Below are 21,978 nucleotides of genomic sequence, written 5' to 3'. Positions count from 1 at the left end.
CCGCCGTCCGGCCGGATCACGTGGGGTCGAGGTCGTGGGCCCGCAGCCACGGCAGCGGGTCGACGGCCGAGCCGCCGGGACGCACCTCGAAGTGCAGGTGCGGACCGGTGGAGTTGCCCGAGTTGCCGGAATAGGCGATCACGTCACCCGCCTTGACCTGCCCGGACCGCACCCGGGTGCTGCTGAGGTGGCAGTACCAGGTCTCGGTCCCGTCCGGCGAGGTCACTATGGCCATGTTGCCGTAGGCGACGTTGTACTGGGTGCGGACGGTGCCGTCGGTGGCCGCCATGACGGGGGTGCCGTAACTGACGGGGAAGTCGATGCCGGTGTGCACGGACATCCAGTTGACGCCCGCCTGACCGTAGAAGGCGCTGAGCCCGTGCTGGGCGACGGGGAGCGCGAACTTGGGCCGCTCGGCCTCCTTGCGGGCGGCCTCCTCGGCCTTCCGCTTGCGCTCCTCCTCCTGGCGCAGGCGCAGGTCGATGCGTTCCTGCGTGCGGTTGGCGCGGGTGGCGAAGTCGTCCGCCCCCCGGCTCAGCCCGGCGAGCTGGGTGTCCAGCTTGCTGTTGGCGGCGGAGAGCTTGACGGTGGACGTGTCGGGGGCGGACGCGGCCTGGGTCTGCTGTGCCTCGTGGCCCCCGTTGGACGCGACGGTCGCGGCGGCCACACCTGCCACACCCATCACGGCGACCGAGGGCACGGCCACCGTGAGGAGCGCCTTGCGGCGGGGCCGGTAGCCGGAGCGGGGGGCGCCGCCCTTGCGCCGGTTGCGGACCGGGCGGTCGCCGGCGGGCTCGCCGGTCTCGCCACCGTCCGCGGTGGGGCCTTCCGGGGCGGAGCCTTCCGCGGCGTGGCCGTCCGGTGCGGGGCCGTCCGAGGTGAGGTCGCTCCCGGCGAGGTCGTCGGGGGCGAAGACGGCGTGCATGGTCCGCGTGTCGGCGTCGGTCACCGGCGCCGGGGGTGCGGAGACCGCGGCGGGGTCGGCGAGGACGGCCATCAGCGTCGGGTCGTGCGGCGGTGCCGGGTCGGCGGCGCCCGCCCAGGCGCGGGCGTCCCAGGTCTGCGTCTCCGCCGTGTGGGTGCCGGCCCAGGGATCGGCGGGCTGGGACCAGGCCGAGGTGTCCCAGGTCTGGGTCATGGCGTGGTCGACGGGCTGCTGCGGGGCATGCGGAACGTATGGGGCCTGCGGGGTCTGTGGCAGGGAGGCGTGGCCGTTGGTGTCCCACTGGGCCGAGGTGTCCCACTGGGCGGAGTGCCCGGTGTCCCACTGGCCCGAGGTGTCGACGCTCCAGTGGTCACCAGGAAGGTTTCCCCACCCGGCCGAACCCGACGTCTCCCACTGCCACTGGCCGGCGGGACCACTGCCGGAACCGGTGGCCCAGGTGCCGTCCTGGGCCTGTCCCCAGTCGGGCTGCGCGCCGGTGTCGCAGGCGCTGAAGTCCCAGACCTGGGTGTGACCGGAGTTGCCCCACTGGTTGGTGTTGTCCCACTGGCCGGTGTCGTGTCCGGTCCAGCCGTAGGCGGTGGACTGCTGGGGGGACGGGTGGTGTCCGAATGCTGCATCGGGAGCGGGAACGGACGGATCCGGGGCCGCCGATGGGTGACGGTCGTTCACCACCACTTCCATTTCGCCTCGGGAGCAGGAGAAGTAGCGGCGACTGTACCCGGCGGTATGCGACGGCCACAATCTTCCTCACGTTTCGCGGGACGGAAGCCTGGGCATTTAGCCGCCTTTTGGTGGACGGGACGCGCCTGAGTCGCTTTGACGTTCGAAAATCGTTCGACATTAATCGGGCAAGTGGGGTGGGATCGAAGGTTGCCCGCGATGTCGACGGGCATCATCCGGCGTCCTCCGCGCATCACACGAAGGGGCGCCGGGCGTCATCCGGGAGGGACGCCTCGCGTCACGCGACGAAAGCTTGCCGCGCGTCACGCGACGGAGGCCCGCCCGAGGCCGTCTTCCTCGTCCCACGACGCCAGCGCCTGTCGCACGCCCGCCACCACGGCCGGGTGAACCGGGAGGGCGAGGTGGCCGACCCCGCTGACCCTGATGTTCCGCGCCACCAGGTCCGGGTGGTCGAGCCGGGCCGTCTCCACCGGGACCATCACCTGGTCCAGATCGCTCCAGAAGCCGACGAAGCGCGTCCGGCAGCCGGGGGCCGGCGCGGCCAGCTCCGTGAGAACGTCGGAACCCGGGCGCATCTGCCGCACCAGTGGGTGCACCGACATCGGCGGGGCCACCCGGGTGCCCGCGTGCGGAGTGCCGAGCGTGACCAGTCTGCGGACCAGGGCGTCACCCCCCAGCCGCTGAACGTAGTAGCGGGCGACCAGTCCGCCCAGGCTGTGCCCGACGATGTCGATGTGTGCGGCACCCGTCCGGGCGCGGAACTCCTCCGCGTACCGGTTCAGCGCCCGGGCGGCGGTGCGGATGTCACGGGTGAGCAGCGAGTGGTTGAGGGAACCCACGTGACGCCAGCCGTGGCGGAGCAGCGAACGGCGCAGCAGGACGAAGACCGAACGGTTGTCGGCGAATCCGTGGAGGAGGAGCACGGGAACCCGGCTGTCCGCGGCGTCCGCCTCCCCGTACGGCGGTGGCGTGACGAGGGGTGGCGGGCGGCGCTCCTGGGCCACACCCGTCGGGTACAGCGCCGCGTGCCAGGCCAGGATGGCCAGCTCCAGCGCGGTCGACCGCAACAGGGCGGCCGAGGTACGCGGCAGCGCGGAACCGGTGGTGCCGGAGCCGGCGGAGCCGTGAACGGCGTTCTCCGGAACGGTGGCTGACGGGTTCCCGGGGGCGGACGACGCCTTCCCGGGAACGAGTGTCGTGGAAACAAGGGATAAGGCGGGCAAGGCCCCCATGGCCGACCTCCGAACGGCACACAGGCCGATGCCCTGTCCCCCGTGTGCCCTCATGGGCAGCGGTGCGCCGACTGCCGGACCACCGCCGCCGTGCGGCTGTCGGCGGCGGTGCGGCAGACCCCGTCGCGGCTCCCCTGCGCGGCCCTCTCCGCGATCCGCCGTGCCACGGCCGGGCGGCTGTACGGCGCGTGGTGGGCGGGAGGCGGGTGCGGACCGCGGCGAACGTGGTGTCCCACGTGTGATTTCCCCCTCCCTCCGCACCGCGAAACGGCCGCGTACGGGATGCTGTGGATAACGTTCGTTCACACCCGGGCCCGCACGGCACGGGATCCTCGCGGCCGGCTGACGGCAGTCGTACATGGAGGCAGTGATGGGAGTGACCGGTCCGATCCGTGTGGTGGTGGCCAAGCCGGGGCTCGACGGACACGATCGCGGGGCCAAGGTCATCGCACGTGCGCTGCGGGACGCCGGCATGGAGGTCATCTACACCGGGCTTCACCAGACCCCCGAGCAGATCGTCGACACCGCCATCCAGGAGGACGCCGACGCGATCGGCCTGTCCATCCTGTCCGGCGCGCACAACACCCTGTTCGCCAAGGTGATCGAGCTGCTCAAGGAGCGCGACGCCGAGGACATCAAGGTGTTCGGCGGGGGGATCATCCCGGAGGCCGATATTCCGCCGCTCAAGGAGCTGGGCGTGGCGGAGATCTTCACTCCGGGGGCGACGACGACGTCGATCGTCGAGTGGGTCAACGCCAACGTCCGCCAGTCCGCCGGGGCCTGACGGGCCGGCCCCCGCCGTGCGGGCCGGCCGGCCGCCCGTCATCCCGCCAGCTCCGCCCGCATGGTGGCGCGCAGCCGGAGCGTTCCCGCCAGCCGCTGGAACGCCTCCGCCCAGTAACCGCCGGCCCCGGGCGGGGCGGCGTCCTCATACGGATCACCGTCCTGGCCGTCCGGGCTCTCCGGGCCGCCCGCGTGGTCCGACCAGGCCGGCACGGCCAGCCGGCCGGCCTGGTCCGGATCGAGGCAGCGCTCGGCCAGCCCCATGACGCCGCTGAAACTCCATGGGTAGCCGCCGGCGTCCCGGGCGATCTCCAGGGCGTCCACCACGGCCCGCCCGAGCGGTTCCGCCCAGGGCACCGCGCACACGCCGATCAGCCGGAACGCGTCCGACAGCCCGTACGTGGCGATGAACCGCGCGACCCACTCGGCGCGTTCGGCCGCCGGGAGGACGGTGAGCAGCCGCGCCGGATCGCGGCCCGGCGCATCCTCGGGGGCGGGGGGTGCCGTCGCGGGGCCGAGCAGGGCCCGCGTCCATTCCACGTCCCGCTGCCGGACGGCGGCACGGCACCAGGCCGCGTGCAGGTCGGGCCGCCGGCCGTCGGCGACCGGCAGGGCCACCGCCCCTGCCGCACCGGGGACGCCCAGTCGGGCCGGCCAGACGGACAGCGGCGTCGCCTCCAGGATCCCGCTCAGCCACCACGACCGCGCGTCACGCCCCGACGGAGGCTTGGCCGTGATGCCGTCCCGCCGCATCCCGGCGTCGCACTCGTGCGGAGCCTCCACCACGACCACGCCCCGGTCGAGCGCGACGCAGGTACGGGCGCGCGCGGCCATCCGGGCCGTCAGGGCCGATCCGGGCAGGCTCCCGAGGAGTTCGGCGGCCAGGGCGCGGACGGAGCGGCCCCGGTCGGACAGGGCCGCCTCGAGGAACGGCTCGTCGTCAGGGGAGAGCCCGTCGCGCAGCGCTCCGAGGAACGCCCGGCGGTCCTCGGCCCGTTCGGTGGCCCAGGTGGCGGCCACCATCGCGCGACCGGCCGCCGGGTCGTACCGCCGCGCCGCCGTGAGAGCGGCCAGACGTTCGGCGAACAGCCCCTCCCGCCAGAGGCGCCGTAGCTCCTCCGGGTCCGCGGCGCCCGGCGCGCCGGGGACGGGCGCCCGCCCCGACGCGTGGGCACGGAGCGCGTACGCCCACTGCGGATTGAGGCCGGCCAGCCACAGGCCGCGGGGCCCGGCGAAGGCCAGCGCCTCGTGGCGGAGGTCGGTGCGGGCCCGGGCGGCGTCGAGAAGGCCGGGCAGCAGCGCGTTCGGGGGGCGGTAACCGTGCGCGTTGGCGGCGGTCAGCCACTGGGGAAGCAGCTCGACGAGGTCGGGGGCCGTCGCCCGGCGCCGGTCCCCGCCGGTCCGCTCGCCGAGGAGCAGCGCCAGCCGTCGCCGGGCGGCCGCGGGCAGCGGCGGGCGGGGGTCCGGGGGCGCGGGGTCCGGGCGTCTCCCCGGGGCGACGGGCAGGGCGGCGGCCCGGCGCCGGACGGTGTGCAGGGCGGCGGCGTCCAGCAGGGCCAGGGCGGGGTGCCGGCCGGGGCGCGGGCGGACCGGGGCGGCGCGCCGCCCGGTTCCGATGAGGGCGGTGGCGACGAGGTCGTCCCAGGGGACGTCCGTGAGCGGAGCCTCGTGGTTCGGGGCGTTCATGGGTGACCTTTCCCGGAGGACGGCGGGAGACAGCGGGGCGTGGCCGAGCACACCTCGGTGCCCGGGAGGAAGCGAAAAGGCAATGGAGGCAAGGAGATTCGTACGCGGGGTCGGGCGCGAAGGCGCCGCCACGCGACCGTCCGCCCGGTCCGGAGGGTCACCGCCGCAGAGGAGTCAGCTCGGGCCCCCAGACGGCCAACGGCGCGAAACCGCGGTACCCGCACTCGCCGAAGACCCGCACGGGCCGGCCCCCGGACACCGCCACCAGCCGCCACCAGCCCCCCTCGTCGGTGCGGCGCGCGTCGACGGGCAGCGCCGCCCCGCCGTCCGCGTCGGCCAGCCGGCGGCCGAGACCGGGATCCGGGACGGGGACCACCCCGTCGAGAACCACCGGCCACGCCTCCAGCCACGGGTCGTCCCGCAGCACCGCCCCATAGGCGGCGAGGGCGGCCTCCACACCCGCCCCCGGTGGCGGCGTGGTGCCGGGCTCCGGGTCGGCGTGGCGTGTCCCGAGCACGGCGCGCAGGGGCACGGCGGCGGGGTGGAAGAACAGGTCGGCGTCGAGGGAGCAGCCGACGGGCAGCGACAGTTCGGGTGCCCGGCCGGCCGCTCCGTAGGACAGCAGCAGCGCCGCGCGGCCGGTGCGCCTGCCGTGGAGCCGGATGCGCCGGGTGGTGAGCGTGCCGTCGTCGGCGGTGTCGTCCTGGGAGAGGACGAGCCAGTCGTCCCGGACGGCCGGCGCGGAGGCCCGCAGGGCGGCCGAGTCGACGGTGACGCCCACGCGGGCGCGCACGGTGGCGGCCAGCCCGGCGGGCAGCCGGTCGAGGCGGGCGTAGGCGCGGTGCAGAGCGTGCAGGAGCGCGCACTCCTCCAGCAGCCGGGAGGCCCGGTCGGGGCTCGACGCGGGACCGGCCGCCAACTCCCGTGTCCGCGCCGCCAAACCGGGCACCTGGGCGTCGACCATGCGGGCGGCCGCCCGCTCCCACTCCTCCCGCGCGCCCCCGCCGGAACCGGCGAGGCCGCCGTGCACCAGATCGGCGAGCCACCGCTCCGACTCCTTGACGCCCCGGGCCATCCGGCGCGCCCGTTCCGCCGCCCGGCGGTCGGCCGCTCCCGGCGCGGCGGGCCGGCGTGCGGGTGCCGGGGCGTCCGGCCGCCTCCCGCGGCTCTCCCGCGACTCGGCCGCCCGCGGTGGCGGATCCTCGTCCGGCCGGACGGCCTCCCCGGCCGCAGCCCGGAGCGGCGCCGACTCCACCGCGTGCCCGCACGGCACCTTCCGGCCCGGACGACCGCGCGTGCGGTCCGGCCGGTCGGGGTCCGGTGTGCCGGCGGCGGCCCGGTACGTCCGGCCGCCGCCTCCGCGCTCCCCCCACGGCAAGCCCGCGCGCGCTCCCGTCCCCGGCCGCGAGCCCGGCGGCGCGGGCCTGCCGCCCGCCGTGCCCGGTGCGGAGCCGGGTGCCGGCGCGGGCACCTCGTCCACCGTCCTGCGATCCCCCTGCGCATTCATGTCCCCGACGGTAGGGCCCACCACTGACAATTGCCCTGACCTGCACGTTCGTTGACGCCGAGAGTGATTGTCAGTGGTGTGGTGCAGGGTGGTGTCACATCCCGGAACGCACGACGAGGGGGACTTGTGACCGTGTCCGGAAACCGCTTCGCACCCACTGACACATCAGCCGCCACCGACACCCAAGTCACCACCGGCACGCCCGTCACCCATGTCGGCACCCGCCGCACGGCCGGCGGCCCGGCAGTCGCCACCGAGGTCCTCCGGCCGCACGCGGAAACGGCGTTCGCCGACGAACTGGCGGCCCTGGCGGCCGAGGACGACCGGCCCCGGCCGGAGCGGTGGCGGCTGTCACCGTGGGCCGTCGCCACCTATCTGCTCGGCGGGGTGCTGCCCGGCGGCACCGTGATCACCCCGAAGTACGTGGGGCCGCGGCGGGTCGTCGAGGTCGCTGTCACCACGCTCGCCACGGACCGGGCGCTGCTGCTCCTCGGCGTCCCCGGCACCGCCAAGACCTGGGTGTCCGAGCACCTGGCCGCGGCGGTCAGCGGGGACTCCACCCTCCTCGTCCAGGGCACGGCCGGCACACCCGAGGAGGCCGTCCGCTACGGCTGGGACTACGCCCGGCTGCTGGCACACGGGCCCAGCCGGGACGCCCTCGTGCCCGGCCCCGTCATGCGCGCCATGGCCCAGGGCATGACCGCCCGGGTCGAGGAGCTGACACGCATCCCCGCCGACGTACAGGACTCGCTGATCACGGTGCTGTCCGAGAAGACCCTGCCCATCCCCGAGCTCGGCGAGGAGGTCCAGGCCGTGCGCGGCTTCAACCTCATCGCCACCGCCAACGACCGCGACCGGGGCGTCAACGAGCTGTCGAGCGCCCTGCGCCGCCGCTTCAACACCGTGGTCCTGCCGCTCCCCGCCACCCACGAGGACGAGGTGGACATCGTCGTACGGCGCGTCGACCAGATCGGCCGCTCCCTCGACCTGCCCGCCGCCCCGAGCGGCGCTGACGAGATCCGCCGGGTGGTCACCGTCTTCCGCGAACTGCGCGACGGGGTGACGGCCGACGGCCGGACCCGACTCAAATCGCCGTCCGGCACGCTCTCCACGGCCGAGGCGATCTCGGTCGTCACCGGCGGCCTGGCGCTGGCCGCGCACTTCGGCGACGGTGTGCTGCGCGCCGGTGATGTCGCGGCCGGCGTTCTCGGGGCGGTCGTCCGCGACCCGGCGTCGGACCGCACCGTCTGGCACGAGTACCTGGAGACGGTCGTCCGCGAGCGGGACGGCTGGCAGGACTTCTACCGCGCCTGCCGCGAGGTGTCGGCGTGAACGGGCCCGCCCTGCTGGGCGTGCGCCACCACGGGCCCGGCTCCGCGCGGGCCGTGCGCGCCGCCCTGGAACGGCTCCGCCCCCGGGCGGTGCTCGTCGAGGGCCCGCCCGAGGCCGACGCGATCGTCCGGTGCGCGGCGGACGACGGCATGCGGCCCCCGGTCGCGCTGCTCGCGCACGCCGCGGACGACCCCGGGCGGGCGGCGTTCTGGCCGTTCGCCGCCTTCTCGCCGGAGTGGGTCGCCCTCCGCTGGGCCCTCGCCCACGACGCCGAGGTGCGGTTCGTCGACCTGCCCGCGGCCCACACCCTCGCCCTGCGGGGAGCGTCCGGCCCCGGCGGGCCGGACGGTTCCGGCGGGCCGTCGCCCGACCCGCTCGCGCTGCTCGCGGGCGCCGCGGGCCACGACGACCCCGAAGGCTGGTGGGAGGACGCCGTCGAGCACCGCGGCACCGGCCGGCCGGGCGACGGCGGACCCGAAGACGACCCCCTCGCCCCTTTCCGGGCCGTCGCCGACGCCATGTCCGCGCTGCGCACCGGGCCTGGGGAGGGGCCGCCGGGGGGCGAGGCGCCGCCGGATCCGGACCATGACGCCGTACGGGAGGCCCATATGCGGCTCCGGCTCCGCGAGGCCGTCAAGGAGTTCGGGGACGAGGTCGCCGTCGTCTGCGGCGCCTGGCACGTGCCCGCCCTGGCGGCCCGGCGTCCCGCCACCGCCGACCGGCGGACGCTCAAAGGGCTGCCGAAGGTCAGGACGGAGATCTCCTGGGTGCCCTGGACCCACCGCCGCCTGGCCCGGAGCAGTGGTTACGGCGCCGGGATCACCTCGCCCGGCTGGTACGCCCACCTGTTCGCGGCCCCTGACCGGCCGGTCGAACGCTGGCTGACCACGGTCGCCCGGCTGCTGCGGGACGAGGGCCGGCCCGTCTCGTCCGCGCACGTCATCGAGTCCGTCCGGCTCGCCGACACGCTCGCCGCCCTGCGCGGCCGGCCGCTCCCCGGCCTCGCCGAGACCACCGACGCCGTGCGCGCCGTGATGTGCGAGGGGTCGGACGTGCCGCTCGCCCTCGTGCGCGACCGCCTCGTCGTCGGCGACGACCTCGGCGAAGTCCCCGACAGCGCGCCCGCCACACCCCTCCAACGCGACCTCGCCCGCCTCCAGCGCACCCTCCGCCTCAAGCCCGAAGCAGGGGTGAAGACAAGGGAGTTCGATCTCCGCAAGGACACCGACGCCGAACGCAGCCGGTTGCTGCACCGCCTCCGGCTCCTCGCCGTCGACTGGGGCGAACCCCTGCCCTCACGCGCCGGCCTCGGCACCTTCCGCGAGGCGTGGCGCCTGTCCTGGCAGCCCGAACTGGTCGTCCGGCTCGCCGAAGCCGGCGTCTGGGGCACGACCGTCGAAGCCGCCGCGACCGCCCGCGCGGAGGCCGCCGCACACGAGGCCGGCACCCTCGCCGATCTCACCACCCTGGCGGAACGGTGCCTGCTCGCCGCGCTGCCGGCCGCGCTCCCCGCCGTCCTTGGCGCCCTCGCCGACCGGGCCGCCCTCGACACGGACGTCGGCCGCCTCGCCGAAGCCCTTCCCGCACTGGTCCGTTCGGCGCGCTACGGAGACGTGCGCCGCACGGACACCGCGGCTCTCGACGACGTGGCGGCCGGCCTCGCCGACCGTGTCTTCGTCGGACTCCCGGCCGCCTGCGCCGGGCTCGACCGCGACGCCGCGCGGGCGACGAGAGCGCATGTGGACGCCGTGCACCGGGCGGTGGCCCTGCTGGAACGCCCCGGCGTCGCCGGCCGCTGGAGGTCGGTCCTCACCGTCCTCGCCGAGCGCGAACACCTCCCCGGAGAAATCCGCGGCCGGGCGGCCCGGCTCCTGCTCGACGAAGGCGGGCTGACCGCCGACCGGGTCGCGCTCCTGCTGGGCCGCGCCCTCTCACCCGCCGTGGCACCCGCCGACGCGGCCGCCTGGATCGAAGGTTTCACCGGCGGCGCCGAGCCCGGCGGCGGGTTGCTGCTCCTGCACGACGAGCGGCTGCTCGCCCTGGTCGACACCTGGCTCACCGGCATCCCAACCGACGCGTTCGCCGACATCCTGCCCCTGCTCCGCCGCACCTTCGCGGGATACGAGCCGGCTCTCCGCCGAGCGATCGGCGAACGGATAAGAACCGGCCCGGCCGCCGGTCCGGTACGCCGGAGCACCGCACCGGACTGGGACCCGCGGCGCGCCGCGGCCGTCCTGCCCACGATGCGCCTGCTCCTGGGGCTGGACGACGACGAGGAGGGGGCCGGGCCGGGGGAGGAGCAATCCGCTGCCGAGTCACAGGAGTTGGGAGGAGCAAGAGTGAGGGGAAACCGCACGAGGGCGGCATGCGCCGGGGGAGGGGCGCGGTGATCCCGAAAGCGGCACCCGCACTTCTGGCCTCCCGCACGGCGGCCCTTCCCTCGGACGGTGCCGACGAGCGGCTGCGCCGCTGGCGGCTGGTACTGGGCGGGGAGGCCGGTGCGGACGGGACCGGGCGGGCCCTCTCGGGCCGCGACGCCGCCGTCGACCGGACGCTGGGGGCGCTCTACGGGGCGGAGGCCCGCGCGCCGCGCGCCGGTGACGGCCGGCGGAGCGGCGGCCTCGGAGCCTCCGCGCCCCAGGTCGCGCGCTGGCTGGGGGACATCAGGTCGTACTTCCCGGCGTCCGTCGTTCAGGTGATGCAGCGGGACGCCCTGGACCGGCTCGGGCTGACCGCACTCCTCCTCGAACCCGAGCTCCTGGAAGCGGTCGAACCGGACGTCCACCTGGTCGGCACCCTGCTGTCCCTCGGCAAGGCGATGCCCGAGGAGGCGAAGGCCACCGCCCGCGAGGTCGTCCGCAAGGTGGTCGAGGACCTGGAACGGCGCCTGGCGTCCCGCACCCGCGCCACGCTCACCGGCGCGCTCGACCGCTCGGCCCGGTCCGCCCGGCCCCGCCACCGGGACATCGACTGGAACCGCACCGTACGCGCCAACCTCGGGAACTACCTGCCCGAGTACCGCACGGTCGTACCGGAACGCCTCGTCGGTCACGCCCGGGCGGCCCGCTCGGTGCGGAAGGAGGTGATCCTCTGCGTCGACCAGTCGGGATCGATGGCGGCGTCCGTCGTCCACGCCTCCGTCTTCGGCGCCGTGCTGGCCTCGATGCGGTCCCTCGACACCCGGCTGGTCGCCTTCGACACCTCGGTCGTGGACCTCACCGACCGGCTGGCCGATCCGGTGGACGTGCTGTTCGGCGTCCGGCTCGGCGGGGGCACCGACATCAACCGGGCGTTGTCCTACTGCCAGGCCGCGATCACCCGCCCGGCGGACACCGTCGTCGTCCTGATCAGCGATCTTCACGAGGGCGGTGTGCGGGAGGGGATGCTCGAACGGGTCGCGGCCATGCGGGCGGCGGGAGTGCGGTTCGTCACCCTGTTGGCCCTCTCCGACGAGGGCGCTCCGGCGTACGACAGGGAGAACGCGGCAGCCCTCGCCGCGCTCGGCGCGCCGGCCTTCGCCTGCACCCCCGACCACTTCCCGGAGGTGATGGCGGCGGCCCTGGAGCAGCGGCCCCTGCCCGTCCCCGATCCGGACACGGGGGCCTGACGGAGCCGGGAACACCCGCCGGGGGGACGGGAGAAGAGGGCCGAGGGAGAAGGGGGGAGCGGAGGGGAGGGGTGGAACGGGAGGAAGCGCGGCGGGAAGGCGGTGGCCGGGCGGTGCCCGACCGGCCGCACCGAGGGCGGCCCGGCGCGGGGTGGGCGCGTACCCGCGGGCCGGCGCCGGGCGGCGTACGCTCTGTCGCGATGCGTGCGGGGTCCGTATGCGATCTGTGAGCGTAATCACGGCCGGAGTGTGATCTGCGATTTAGGGACCTCCGGCCCTCGGGGATAACCTGCGAGACGGACATGCCGCGTATCCGGCGCACGTGTGCCGCCCTCGTCATAGATCGCGTCCTCACGCTGCCACCGCGGCACGCCCGCGCAGACAACGAACCGCGATATCCATGGAAAAGGGACGGACGCGCGTGGACCTGTTCGAGTACCAGGCGAGGGACCTCTTCGCCAAGCACGGTGTACCGGTGCTGGCCGGTGAAGTCATCGACACGCCTGAGGCGGCGCGCGCGGCGACTGAGCGCCTTGGCGGCAAGTCGGTCGTCAAGGCGCAGGTGAAGGTCGGCGGCCGTGGCAAGGCCGGCGGCGTCAAGCTGGCCGCCACCCCGGACGAGGCCGTCGCTCGCGCGACGGACATCCTCGGCATGGACATCAAGGGCCACACGGTCCACAAGGTGATGATCGCCGAGACCGCTCCGGAGATCGCCGAGGAGTACTACGTCTCGTACCTCCTCGACCGCACCAACCGCACCTTCCTCGCCATGGCGTCCGTCGCCGGCGGCATGGACATCGAGGAGGTCGCCGCGACGACCCCCGAGAAGCTCGCCAAGGTGCCGGTCGACGCCAACGAGGGCGTCACCATCGAGAAGGCCCGCGAGATCGTCGCCCAGGCGAAGTTCCCGGCCGAGGTCGCCGACCAGGTCGCCGACGTCCTCGTGACCCTGTGGAAGACCTTCATCGCCGAGGACGCCCTCCTCGTCGAGGTCAACCCGCTCGCCAAGGTCGCCGACGGCCGCGTCATCGCGCTCGACGGCAAGGTGTCCCTGGACGCCAACGCCGCGTTCCGCCAGCCGGAGCACGAGGCGCTGGAGGACAAGGCCGCCGCCGACCCGCTGGAGGCCGCGGCCAAGGCCAAGGGCCTCAACTACGTCAAGCTCGACGGCCAGGTCGGCATCATCGGCAACGGCGCGGGTCTCGTCATGAGCACCCTGGACGTCGTCGCCTACGCCGGTGAGAACCACGGTGGCGTCAAGCCCGCCAACTTCCTCGACATCGGTGGCGGTGCCTCCGCCGAGGTGATGGCCAACGGTCTCGAGATCATCCTCGGCGACCCGGACGTCAAGTCCGTCTTCGTCAACGTCTTCGGTGGCATCACCGCCTGTGACGCGGTCGCCAACGGCATCGTCCAGGCCCTGAAGCTCCTTGAGGACAAGGGCGAGAAGGTCGAGAAGCCGCTGGTCGTGCGCCTCGACGGCAACAACGCGGAGCTGGGTCGCAAGATCCTGAACGACGCCGACCACCCGCTGGTGCAGCAGGTGGACACCATGGACGGCGCCGCCGAGCGCGCCGCCGAGCTGGCTGCGAAGTAAGGAACGAGGTCACTAGAACACCATGGCTATCTTCCTCACCAAGGACAGCAAGGTCATCGTCCAGGGCATGACCGGCTCCGAGGGCCAGAAGCACACCAAGCGCATGCTGGCTTCCGGCACCAACATCGTCGGCGGCGTGAACCCGCGCAAGGCCGGCACCACCGTCGACTTCGACGGCACCGAGGTCCCCGTCTTCGGCTCCGTCAAGGAGGCCATGGAGAAGACCGGCGCCGACGTCACGGTCATCTTCGTCCCGGAGAAGTTCACCAAGGACGCGGTCGTCGAGGCCATCGAGGCCGAGATCGAGCTGGCCGTCGTGATCACCGAGGGCGTCGCGGTGCACGACACCGCCTCGTTCTGGGCGCTCGCCCAGGCCAAGGGCAACAAGACCCGCATCATCGGCCCCAACTGCCCCGGCCTCATCAGCCCCGGCCAGTCCAACGCGGGCATCATCCCGGCCGACATCACCAAGCCCGGCCGCATCGGTCTCGTGTCCAAGTCCGGCACGCTGACCTACCAGATGATGTACGAGCTGCGTGACCTGGGCTTCTCGTCCTGCGTCGGCATCGGCGGCGACCCGATCATCGGCACCACGCACATCGACGCCCTCAAGGCGTTCGAGGCCGACCCCGACACCGACCTGATCGTCATGATCGGCGAGATCGGCGGCGACGCCGAGGAGCGTGCGGCGGACTTCATCAAGGAGCACGTCACCAAGCCGGTCGTCGGCTACGTGGCCGGTTTCACCGCGCCCGAGGGCAAGACGATGGGCCACGCCGGTGCGATCGTGTCCGGTTCGTCCGGCACCGCGCAGGCCAAGAAGGAGGCCCTGGAGGCCGCGGGCGTGAAGGTCGGCAAGACCCCGTCCGAGACCGCCCGCCTGGCGCGCGCCGCGCTGAGCGTCTGACCGGTCGCCTGATCCGCTCCGGCCCCCGCGGGGTCGGAGCGGTCCGGCCGGACACGTCCGGCCGGGTCGTACGCCGCCGTTCGGGCGGCTTCGCGACGGTCGCGTGGGCCCGTATCCCTCCGGGGGTACGGGCCCACGCGCGTCGGTGCCGGTGCGCGGTGCCGGTGCCCGCGGGCGGTGGCCCCTGGCCGTCCGGTCGTGCCGCCCCTCGCCGCCCGGGTCCTGTACCGCCCTGAACACGACACGACGGGCATTTGTCGCTCCCCGCCCGAAAGGCGCGTTGTTGGCAGCATGGCCCTTGTGACCCCATATGCCCACAGTGGTCCGTCGTTGCCGTCGCGTCCCCGACCCGCGGCGCGTCACAAGCCGGGAGCGGGCAGGGCGTTCCTGGGCGGGGCGGTCGCCGCCGGGCTGGGGCTCGGGGTGTTCGCCACGCTCGTCCTGGTGTTGTGGATCGTGTCGCCCTATCCGGACAGCGGGCCCGGCGGAGCGCTGCACATCGCCACCGGCCTCTGGCTGCTGGCCCACGGAGCCGACCTGGTCCGCACCGAGACCCTCTCGGGTACCTCCGCGCCGGTCGGGCTGACCCCGCTGCTGTTCTCCGTCGTGCCCTGCCTGCTCATCCACCGGGCGGCACGGCAGGCACCGATGCCGCCGGACGACGCGGACGACGCCGATGCCGACGATCCCGACGACGTGGCTTATACGAACGACTCGGACGACGCGTGGGACGCGTGGGACGCGTACGGCACCCACGGCGTCCACGAGCCGGAAGCGGACGGGTCCGGAAGCCCGTCCGGCCGGTCCGCCACCGGCGGTGCCGTCGCGTCCCGCACGGCACCGGCGTACACGGCCGGCGAGGCGCCCCTGCTCCCGGCGCGCATCCCGGTTCCGCTGCTGCCGCCGCGTACCGCGTTCACCGCGCTGCTGGGCGGCTACCTGCTGGTCAGCGCGGCCGCCGTGCTCTACGCCTCGTCCGGCCCGATCCGCGTCGACCCGCTGAGCGCGCTGATCCACGTGCCGCTCGTCGCCGCCGCGCCGGCCGCGGTCGGGGTGTGGATGGCGGTGGGCTGCCCGCCGTGGACGCCCTCGGCCCGGGTCCGCCGGGTGTGCCGGCTCGTTCCGGGAGCCGTGCGCCGGTGGTTCACGGCGCCGCACGTCGTGGCGGTCGCCCGGGCCGCCACGGCGGGTACGGCGATGCTGTTCGGCGGGGCGGCGCTGCTGCTCGCGGCCTCCCTGGCCGTGCACGCCGGTGCCGTGCGGGACGCGATGGCACAGCTCGCGGTGGGCTGGCCGGGGCAGTTGGGCGTGGCGCTGCTGAGCGTGGCGCTGCTGCCCAACGCGGTGGTCTGGACGGCCGCCTACGGCCTGGGGCCCGGCTTCGCGGCCGGTGCGGACGGATTCGTCGCTCCCGTGGCCCTGCCCGTGCTCGGCTCACCCGGCCGGCCCCAACTCCCGCCTTTCCCGCTGCTCGCCGCGCTCCCCGCGCCCGGCACGGCCGGACCGGCGGGGTTGGCGGGCGCCGCCGCGCTGGTGACGGCCGTGGGCGTCGCACTGGCGGCCGCGGCCGTGCCGCGCCGCCCGGCGGCCGTGGGACGGCGCGAGACGATCGCCGTCGCCTCTCTCGCCGCGCTGCTCTGCGCCGCCGTCACCGCCCTGCTCGCCTGGGCCGCCGGCGGGCCGCTCGGCGTCGCGGCCCTGTCCCGCTTCGGCCCTTCGTGGCGCCTCACCGGTCTGGCCTGTCTGGCCTGGACGCTGGCCGTCGGTGTCCCGGGCGCGCTGGTCGTCCGCCGGATGCGCAGGGCGGAACGGGTCGCCGAGGGGGAACGCCGTCCCTTGACAGCGTCCGACGCCTCCGACGAGGCCCGGCCGCGCGGCTGGTGGGGGCGCGTGCGGCCGGCTCTCGGGCTGCGGGACGCCGCCGCGGTGGCTTCCGTGACGGCCCCGGCGTCCTCGGCGCCCTCGGCGCCCTCGGCGCCTGCGGGGTCCACGGCGCCCGCGGCGTCCTCGGCGGCGGGTGCCGGGGCGGGCGGCGAAGGCGGAGGGAAGGCCGAGAAGGCCGAGAAGGCCGAGAAGGCCGAGAAGGGCGAGAAGGGCGGGAGAGGCGGGAAAAACGGGAGAGGCAGGAAGGGCACGAAGCACGGGATGGGCACGACGACGGAGACGGACGGGACGAGTACGCCGAACGTGTCGGACGAGACGAGCGCACCGAGTGCACCGGACGCGGCGGCTACGGCGGCCACGGCGGCCACGGAGCCGACCGTTCCGCGCCGCGCACGGGTTCGCGGTCCGCTTTCCTGGTGGCGCGGGTTCGCCCGCTATCTGGGATTCGCCGTCGGCGGGGCGGACGCGGACGCGAAACCCGCCCCGGCGGCATCCGGTCGGCGCGGGACGGAGGACCGGAAGCAGCGGCCGTCCGGGGACGCGGGCGGTTCGCGGCGCGGCGCGTCGGACGGTTCCCGGAACGGCGATCCGTACGCCGGGCCGGAGGCCGGAGCGGACGGGGGAACGAGTGCCGGAGGAGGCGGCGGCCCGGCCGCCGGAACGAGCGGGAAACCGGGCCGGGGAGCGGAGGGAGACCGGGAGGACGGGCCGGAGGCGGCCACGCCGGGGCAGCCGCACCCGTCCCGGCCGCAGCGGGAGCCTCACCGCACGCGGCAGTGGGGCGCCACCGCACCGGCCGCCCGCAACCCCGTCTCGTACGCCCCGGAGAGCCTGCCCCTGCTTCCCGTGCACGGCATCGTCCTCGGCGCCGACGGACGGGCGGAGCCCCCGCGCCGCAGGCACCGCGGCACGCGGGCGACCCGGGCGGAGCGTGCGGCGCGGCGCGAGGCGGCGCGCACCGCGCGGCGTGAGGCGAAGCAGGCGGCGCGCCGGGCGCGCAAGGCCCGGAAGGCGCCGATGCCGCCCGTCCCGGGCCCGGCACGGGCCGGACGCCCCGGCGACGACCGGCACGACGGCACCCGGCACGACGCCGACTGGCACGACACCGACGTGCGGCAGGCCCGCTGGGCGGCGCTGAAGGATTCCGGCGGCGGACTCATGCCGGACTTCGAGCCCCGCGATCCGGCACGGCTGCTCGACGAGCGGTGGGGTGAGGGGTGAGGGCGTGACGGGCGGGACACCCCGTGTCGTGACGTGACGTGACGTGACGGGTGAGCGCCTGCCGGCCGGCGTGGGACAGGACAGGCGCCGCGCAACGGGGCCGGGCGCAAGGGAACGTTCCCGGGCGTCGGCCCCCTACCGCCCCGAAAGACCTCGGTGGTCCCACCGGGCCCCGAGGTCCCGCCCGTTCCCGGCCCGCGTCAGTCGTCGACGCTCAGCAGCGGGCGGAGCGGCTTCGGCAGGTGGTTCTCGCAGGACTGCCGGGACGTCTGGGTCAGCGCGTCGTCCACACAGGTGTAGTAGTCCCGGTAGATCAACTGGAACGAGAACGTCGACACCACGATGACCAGCGCCAGCCCGCCCATCACCAGCCCGCTCACCGCCGCCGTCGTCTGCGGCCGGAAGCCGCCGGGCTGCGGCGTGGGCGCCGGGGCCGAACCGTCTCCGGTGCGCCGTCCGGACTTGGCGCGCAGCGAGCTGACCGCCCAGTACACCGAGAGCGCGCCCAGCAGCAGCGCGACTTCGGGCAGGCTGAAGAGGGCGAAGAAGAAGCCCCAGAGCCCGGCGAGGAGCGCGTAGCGGGCACGGCGCTGGGCGGGGTCGGTGGGGTCCCAGCGCGGGCCGCCGCCGGAGCCGCCGTTCGCGGGGTCCTGGCCGCCGCCCTGCGGGCCGCCGAACCCGCCGTCGTGGCGGCCCGGTTGCCGGCTGCTCCACTGGCTGCCCCAGGCGGGCGGCTGCCCGGATCCGTCCCGGCCGTCGGAACCGTCGGCTCCGTCGCCGCCCTGCGGCTCGCGCGGGCGCCACGGCTGGTCCGGCCGGTCCGCCGGCGGCGGCGCGAAGGGGTTGTCGAAGGGATCGCGCCCGTCGCGCCCGTCCTGCTCCCCGTGCCGGTCGCGCTCACCACCCTCACCGCGCTCGTCACGCCGGCCGTGCCCGTCATGCCCGTCGTGCCCGCCCTGGCCGCCGTGCCCGTCCCCGTCCTGCCCCTTCGGGCCCCAGCCCTCCCGACCCTGCTGCTCCGGCGACCGTCGTTCCCGGGTCGCGACCAGAGCCGGCCGGGGGCCGAAGGAGGCGGTGACGCCCGCCGCGGAGCCGGAAGCGAAGGAGGAGGACAGCGCGGTCAGCACCGCACGGGGGCCCGCGGCGGTCGCCGCCGGCGTGGTGGGGTCGCTCAACGCCGCCTCCATGGCGGACGGCCGCATCCCGGCGGACGCGGCGGACAGCGGGAGGGGGCGGTGAACCGCGGGGCGGCGTCGGTCCGGCATGTGGAGTGTGTCTTCCCCTGGTCTCGTCTGTGTCGCGTCCTGCAGCGGGCGCCCTGCTGTGCGGCACCCGCTGTGTGGCGTCCTGCCGTACGGCGTCCCGCACCTTGAGCGTACGGGCGCGAGACCGGTTTCCCGGAGCCGATCCCGTGCCGCGTCGGCCCCGGCGGACGCCTGGAGGACGTCCGGCGGACGCCTGGTGGGCGCCGTCCACAGACGCTACCTTCCGCGCGCGCCCCCGTCCCGCGGGGGCCGTCGGGTGTGCCGGTATCGTTGCTGGCGGTCGGCGGCTTCGTAGGGTCCCCCGTATGCGGGGACCCCTCTGTCTCGTACGACCATACAAACCGCACCGCGCGCGAGAAAGGGCCCGCCGTGGCGTCCCCGGCCCCCCAGGCTCACCCCGCCCCCTCCGACCGTTCGTCCGACCGCTCGTCCGACCGGGTCCGTCCCGGCCGCCCCGCCCGCATCGTCGTCCTCGTCTCCGGTTCCGGTACGAACCTCCAGGCGCTGCTGGACGCGATCGCCGCCGACCCCGAGGGGTACGGCGCCCGGGTGGTGGCCGTCGGCGCCGACCGGGACGGCATCGTGGGCCTCGACCGCGCCGAGCGTGCCGGGCTGCCGGTCTTCGTCGAGCGCGTGCGGGACCACGCCTCCCGCGCCGACTGGGACCGCGCCCTCGCCGAGGCCACCGCCGCGTACGCCCCGGACCTGGTGGTCTCCGCGGGGTTCATGAAGATCCTGGGGAAGGAATTCCTCGCGCGCTTCGGCGGGCGGACGGTCAACACGCACCCCGCCCTGCTGCCCAGCTTTCCCGGTGCCCACGGCGTGCGCGACGCGCTCGCGTACGGGGTGAAGGTCACCGGGTGCACCGTCCACTTCGTCGACGACGGCGTCGACACCGGACCGATCATCGCCCAGGGCGTGGTCGAGGTCCGGGAGGAGGACGACGAAGCCGCTCTGCACGAGCGGATCAAGGAAGTCGAGCGACTGCTGCTCGTCGAGGTCGTGGGGCGTCTGGCCCGGCACGGCTACCGCATTGAGGGACGAAAGGTACGGATCTCGTGACCGCCGAAGGTACGAAGCGGCCCATCCGCCGGGCGCTCATCAGCGTCTACGACAAGACGGGTCTCGAGGAGCTCGCCCGCGGGCTGCACGAGGCCGGCGTCGAGCTCGTCTCGACCGGTTCGACGGCCGGCCGGATCGCCGCCGCCGGGGTGCCGGTCACCCCGGTCGAGGAGCTGACGGGCTTCCCCGAGTGCCTGGACGGCCGGGTCAAGACGCTGCACCCGCGCGTCCACGCCGGCATCCTGGCCGACCGGCGCCTCGACACCCACCGCGCGCAGCTCGACGAACTGGGCGTGCGCCCCTTCGAGCTGGTGGTCGTCAACCTCTACCCGTTCCGCGAGACCGTCGCCTCCGGCGCGACCCCGGACGAGTGTGTGGAGCAGATCGACATCGGTGGCCCCTCCATGGTCCGCGCCGCCGCCAAGAACCACCCCTCCGTGGCCGTCGTGGTGAGCCCCGGCCGCTACGCCGACGTTCTGCGGGCCGTCGCCGAGGGCGGCTTCGACCTGGACGCGCGCAAGCGGCTCGCCGCCGAGGCGTTCCAGCACACGGCCGCCTACGACGTGGCGGTCGCCAACTGGTTCGCCGAGGGCTACGCGGCCGACGCGAGCGCCTGGCCCGACTTCACCGGCGTCACCCACACCCGCAAGCAGGTGCTGCGCTACGGCGAGAACCCGCACCAGGCCGCCGCCCTCTTCACGGACGGCACGGGCAAGGGTCTGGCCCACGCGGAGCAGTTGCACGGCAAGGAGATGTCGTACAACAACTTCGTCGACACCGAGGCCGCCCGCCGGGCCGCGTACGACCACGCCGAACCCTGCGTCGCCATCATCAAGCACGCCAACCCCTGTGGCATCGCGGTCGGTACGGACGTCGCCGAGGCGCACCGCAAGGCGCACGCCTGTGACTCGCTGTCCGCCTTCGGCGGCGTGATCGCCGTCAACCGCCCGGTGTCGGTGGCCATGGCGGAGCAGGTCGCCGAGATCTTCACCGAGGTCGTCGTGGCCCCGGCCTACGAGGACGGCGCGGTCGAGGTCCTGGCGCGGAAGAAGAACATCCGGGTGCTGCGCTGCGCCGACGCCCCGGAGGCCGTCAACGAGGTGCGGCCGATCGAGGGCGGCCTCCTCGTCCAGGCCAAGGACCGGCTCCAGGCGGAGGGCGACGATCCGGCGCACTGGACGCTCGCCTCCGGCGAGGCGCTGTCCGACGCCGGGCTCGCCGAGCTGGCGTTCGCCTGGCGCGCCTGCCGCGCGGTGAAGTCCAACGCGATCCTTCTGGCCAAGGACGGTGCCACCGTCGGCGTCGGCATGGGCCAGGTCAACCGTGTGGACTCCGCGAAGCTGGCGGTCCTGCGGGCGGGCGAGGAGCGGGCGCGTGGTGCGTACGCCGCCTCGGACGCCTTCTTCCCCTTCCCCGACGGCTTCCAGGTGCTGGCCGACGCGGGTGTCAAGGCCGTCGCCCAGCCGGGCGGTTCGGTCCGTGACGCGGAGGTGGTGGAGGCGGCGAAGGCGGCCGGCGTGACGATGTACTTCACCGGTACGCGGCACTTCTTCCACTGAGCCCGGTTCCGCTTCCCACCGGTACGACCGGAGGCCGCACCCCGACGGGATGCGGCCTCCGGGCCGGCGGTGCGCGGCGCTCAGTAGCGCGGGCGCCGGAACCACTCGGCGGACGCGCGCTTGGCGCAGAACACGATGGTCAGGATCGCCAGGACGAAGACGACCAGGCCGATCAGCCAGGCGGAGAGGTTGAAGATGCCGCTGACGATGCCGAAGGACGCGTAGACGATCGAGCCGACGCGGACGCCGTTGCCGCCCTGGGCGTAGCGCAGGGCGAGGACGAGGCCCAGGGCCGCGAAGACCACGGCGAGGGCTATGAAGAAGACGAAGACGCCCTTGCCGAAGTCGAGGTACCGGTCCACGTTCGGGTCGCGGTCCCTCTTGTTCACCTCGTCGTTGAACGCGGAGAGGGCCAGGCCCCAGAAGAGGGCCACGCCGACGTGCGCGAAGGCGATGATGAACATGAAGACCCGCGCGGCCTTGGTGATACCCGGCATCTCCGCGGGCACCGGAGCCATCCCCCCGTACGGGTCGCCCTGCGGATACGGCGCGTACGGCATGCCCGGCTGCTGCGGGTAGCCGTAGCCGGCCTGCGGGGGCTGGCCGTACGGGTTGTTCTGCTGACCGAAGCTCATGGTCGCCTGGTTCCTCCGAAGTCATGGGGGACGACGCCCCGGCACGATCATCGGAGGAAGGCTGAGCGGCTCGC

At 74.8% G+C, this 21,978-nt stretch carries 15 protein-coding genes; 9 read left to right on the top strand and 6 right to left on the bottom strand.

Annotated features, from left to right (window positions below; genetic code table 11):
- Positions 1-16: 16 nt before the first annotated feature.
- Together ACZ6X9_RS04485 and ACZ6X9_RS04480 are read right to left on the bottom strand one after the other, a co-directional pair.
- On the bottom strand, positions 17-1,627 hold the full coding sequence (locus ACZ6X9_RS04485) for a M23 family metallopeptidase (protein WP_469776388.1): 1,611 nt from the start codon (positions 1,625-1,627) through the stop codon (positions 17-19).
- Positions 1,628-1,929: 302 nt separating this feature from the next.
- The gene (locus ACZ6X9_RS04480; protein WP_469776387.1) at positions 1,930-2,859 is read right to left on the bottom strand and encodes an esterase/lipase family protein; all 930 of its coding nucleotides are present in this window, start codon (positions 2,857-2,859) and stop codon (positions 1,930-1,932) included.
- A 370-nt stretch (positions 2,860-3,229) separates the two neighbouring features.
- Here ACZ6X9_RS04480 and ACZ6X9_RS04475 point away from each other — a divergent pair, with 370 nt between their 5' ends.
- The gene (locus tag ACZ6X9_RS04475) at positions 3,230-3,643 is read left to right on the top strand and encodes a cobalamin B12-binding domain-containing protein (protein WP_469776386.1); all 414 of its coding nucleotides are present in this window, start codon (positions 3,230-3,232) and stop codon (positions 3,641-3,643) included.
- A gap of 38 nt (positions 3,644-3,681) precedes the next feature.
- Here the strand turns inward: ACZ6X9_RS04475 and ACZ6X9_RS04470 are convergent, their stop codons facing one another.
- Positions 3,682-5,328 carry a DUF5691 domain-containing protein gene (locus tag ACZ6X9_RS04470; RefSeq protein ID WP_469776385.1) on the bottom strand — a complete coding sequence of 549 codons (1,647 nt, stop codon included), beginning with the start codon at positions 5,326-5,328 and terminating at the stop codon, positions 3,682-3,684.
- A 157-nt stretch (positions 5,329-5,485) separates the two neighbouring features.
- On the bottom strand, positions 5,486-6,835 hold the full coding sequence (locus ACZ6X9_RS04465; protein ID WP_469776384.1) for a hypothetical protein: 1,350 nt from the start codon (positions 6,833-6,835) through the stop codon (positions 5,486-5,488).
- 132 nt (positions 6,836-6,967) lie between these two features.
- Between ACZ6X9_RS04465 and ACZ6X9_RS04460 the strand changes: the two genes are divergently transcribed.
- From ACZ6X9_RS04460 to ACZ6X9_RS04435, 6 genes are all read left to right on the top strand, one after another.
- The gene (locus tag ACZ6X9_RS04460; RefSeq protein ID WP_469776654.1) at positions 6,968-8,167 is read left to right on the top strand and encodes an ATP-binding protein; all 1,200 of its coding nucleotides are present in this window, start codon (positions 6,968-6,970) and stop codon (positions 8,165-8,167) included.
- A complete protein-coding gene (locus tag ACZ6X9_RS04455; RefSeq protein WP_469776383.1) occupies positions 8,164-10,557 on the top strand; it encodes a DUF5682 family protein in 2,394 nt (797 codons plus the stop codon). Before ACZ6X9_RS04460 ends, ACZ6X9_RS04455 begins: the two co-directional genes overlap by 4 nt.
- Positions 10,533-11,774: a VWA domain-containing protein gene (locus tag ACZ6X9_RS04450; protein WP_469776382.1), complete on the top strand. Its 1,242-nt coding sequence runs from the start codon at positions 10,533-10,535 to the stop codon at positions 11,772-11,774. The genes ACZ6X9_RS04455 and ACZ6X9_RS04450 overlap by 25 nt, the downstream gene beginning before the upstream one ends.
- Positions 11,775-12,195: 421 nt before the next feature.
- Positions 12,196-13,371 carry an ADP-forming succinate--CoA ligase subunit beta gene (gene sucC, locus ACZ6X9_RS04445; protein WP_469776381.1) on the top strand — a complete coding sequence of 392 codons (1,176 nt, stop codon included), beginning with the start codon at positions 12,196-12,198 and terminating at the stop codon, positions 13,369-13,371.
- 22 nt (positions 13,372-13,393) lie between these two features.
- Positions 13,394-14,278, top strand: coding sequence for a succinate--CoA ligase subunit alpha (sucD, locus tag ACZ6X9_RS04440; RefSeq protein ID WP_469776380.1), 885 nt, complete (start codon positions 13,394-13,396; stop codon positions 14,276-14,278).
- 291 nt (positions 14,279-14,569) lie between these two features.
- Complete coding sequence (locus ACZ6X9_RS04435) at positions 14,570-17,383, top strand: cell division protein PerM (RefSeq protein ID WP_469776379.1); 2,814 nt, start codon at positions 14,570-14,572, stop codon at positions 17,381-17,383.
- Positions 17,384-17,583: 200 nt separating this feature from the next.
- Here ACZ6X9_RS04435 and ACZ6X9_RS04430 read toward each other — a convergent pair whose 3' ends face one another.
- Positions 17,584-18,558, bottom strand: a complete 975-nt coding sequence (locus ACZ6X9_RS04430) for a hypothetical protein (protein WP_469776378.1) — start codon at positions 18,556-18,558, stop codon at positions 17,584-17,586.
- A gap of 552 nt (positions 18,559-19,110) precedes the next feature.
- Here ACZ6X9_RS04430 and purN point away from each other — a divergent pair.
- Both purN and purH read left to right on the top strand, forming a co-directional pair.
- On the top strand, positions 19,111-19,710 hold the full coding sequence (gene purN, locus ACZ6X9_RS04425; RefSeq protein ID WP_469776653.1) for a phosphoribosylglycinamide formyltransferase: 600 nt from the start codon (positions 19,111-19,113) through the stop codon (positions 19,708-19,710).
- Entirely contained in the window at positions 19,707-21,269 is a 1,563-nt protein-coding gene (gene purH / locus ACZ6X9_RS04420; RefSeq protein WP_469776377.1) for a bifunctional phosphoribosylaminoimidazolecarboxamide formyltransferase/IMP cyclohydrolase, read from the top strand. Before purN ends, purH begins: the two co-directional genes overlap by 4 nt.
- Positions 21,270-21,349: 80 nt before the next feature.
- Here purH and ACZ6X9_RS04415 read toward each other — a convergent pair whose 3' ends face one another.
- On the bottom strand, positions 21,350-21,904 hold the full coding sequence (locus ACZ6X9_RS04415) for a hypothetical protein (RefSeq protein WP_469776376.1): 555 nt from the start codon (positions 21,902-21,904) through the stop codon (positions 21,350-21,352).
- Positions 21,905-21,978: the final 74 nt, after the last annotated feature.

The sequence above is a fragment of the Streptomyces sp. NPDC052910 genome, assembly GCF_055585605.1.
This window is presented reverse-complemented; position numbering and strand designations above follow the sequence as displayed.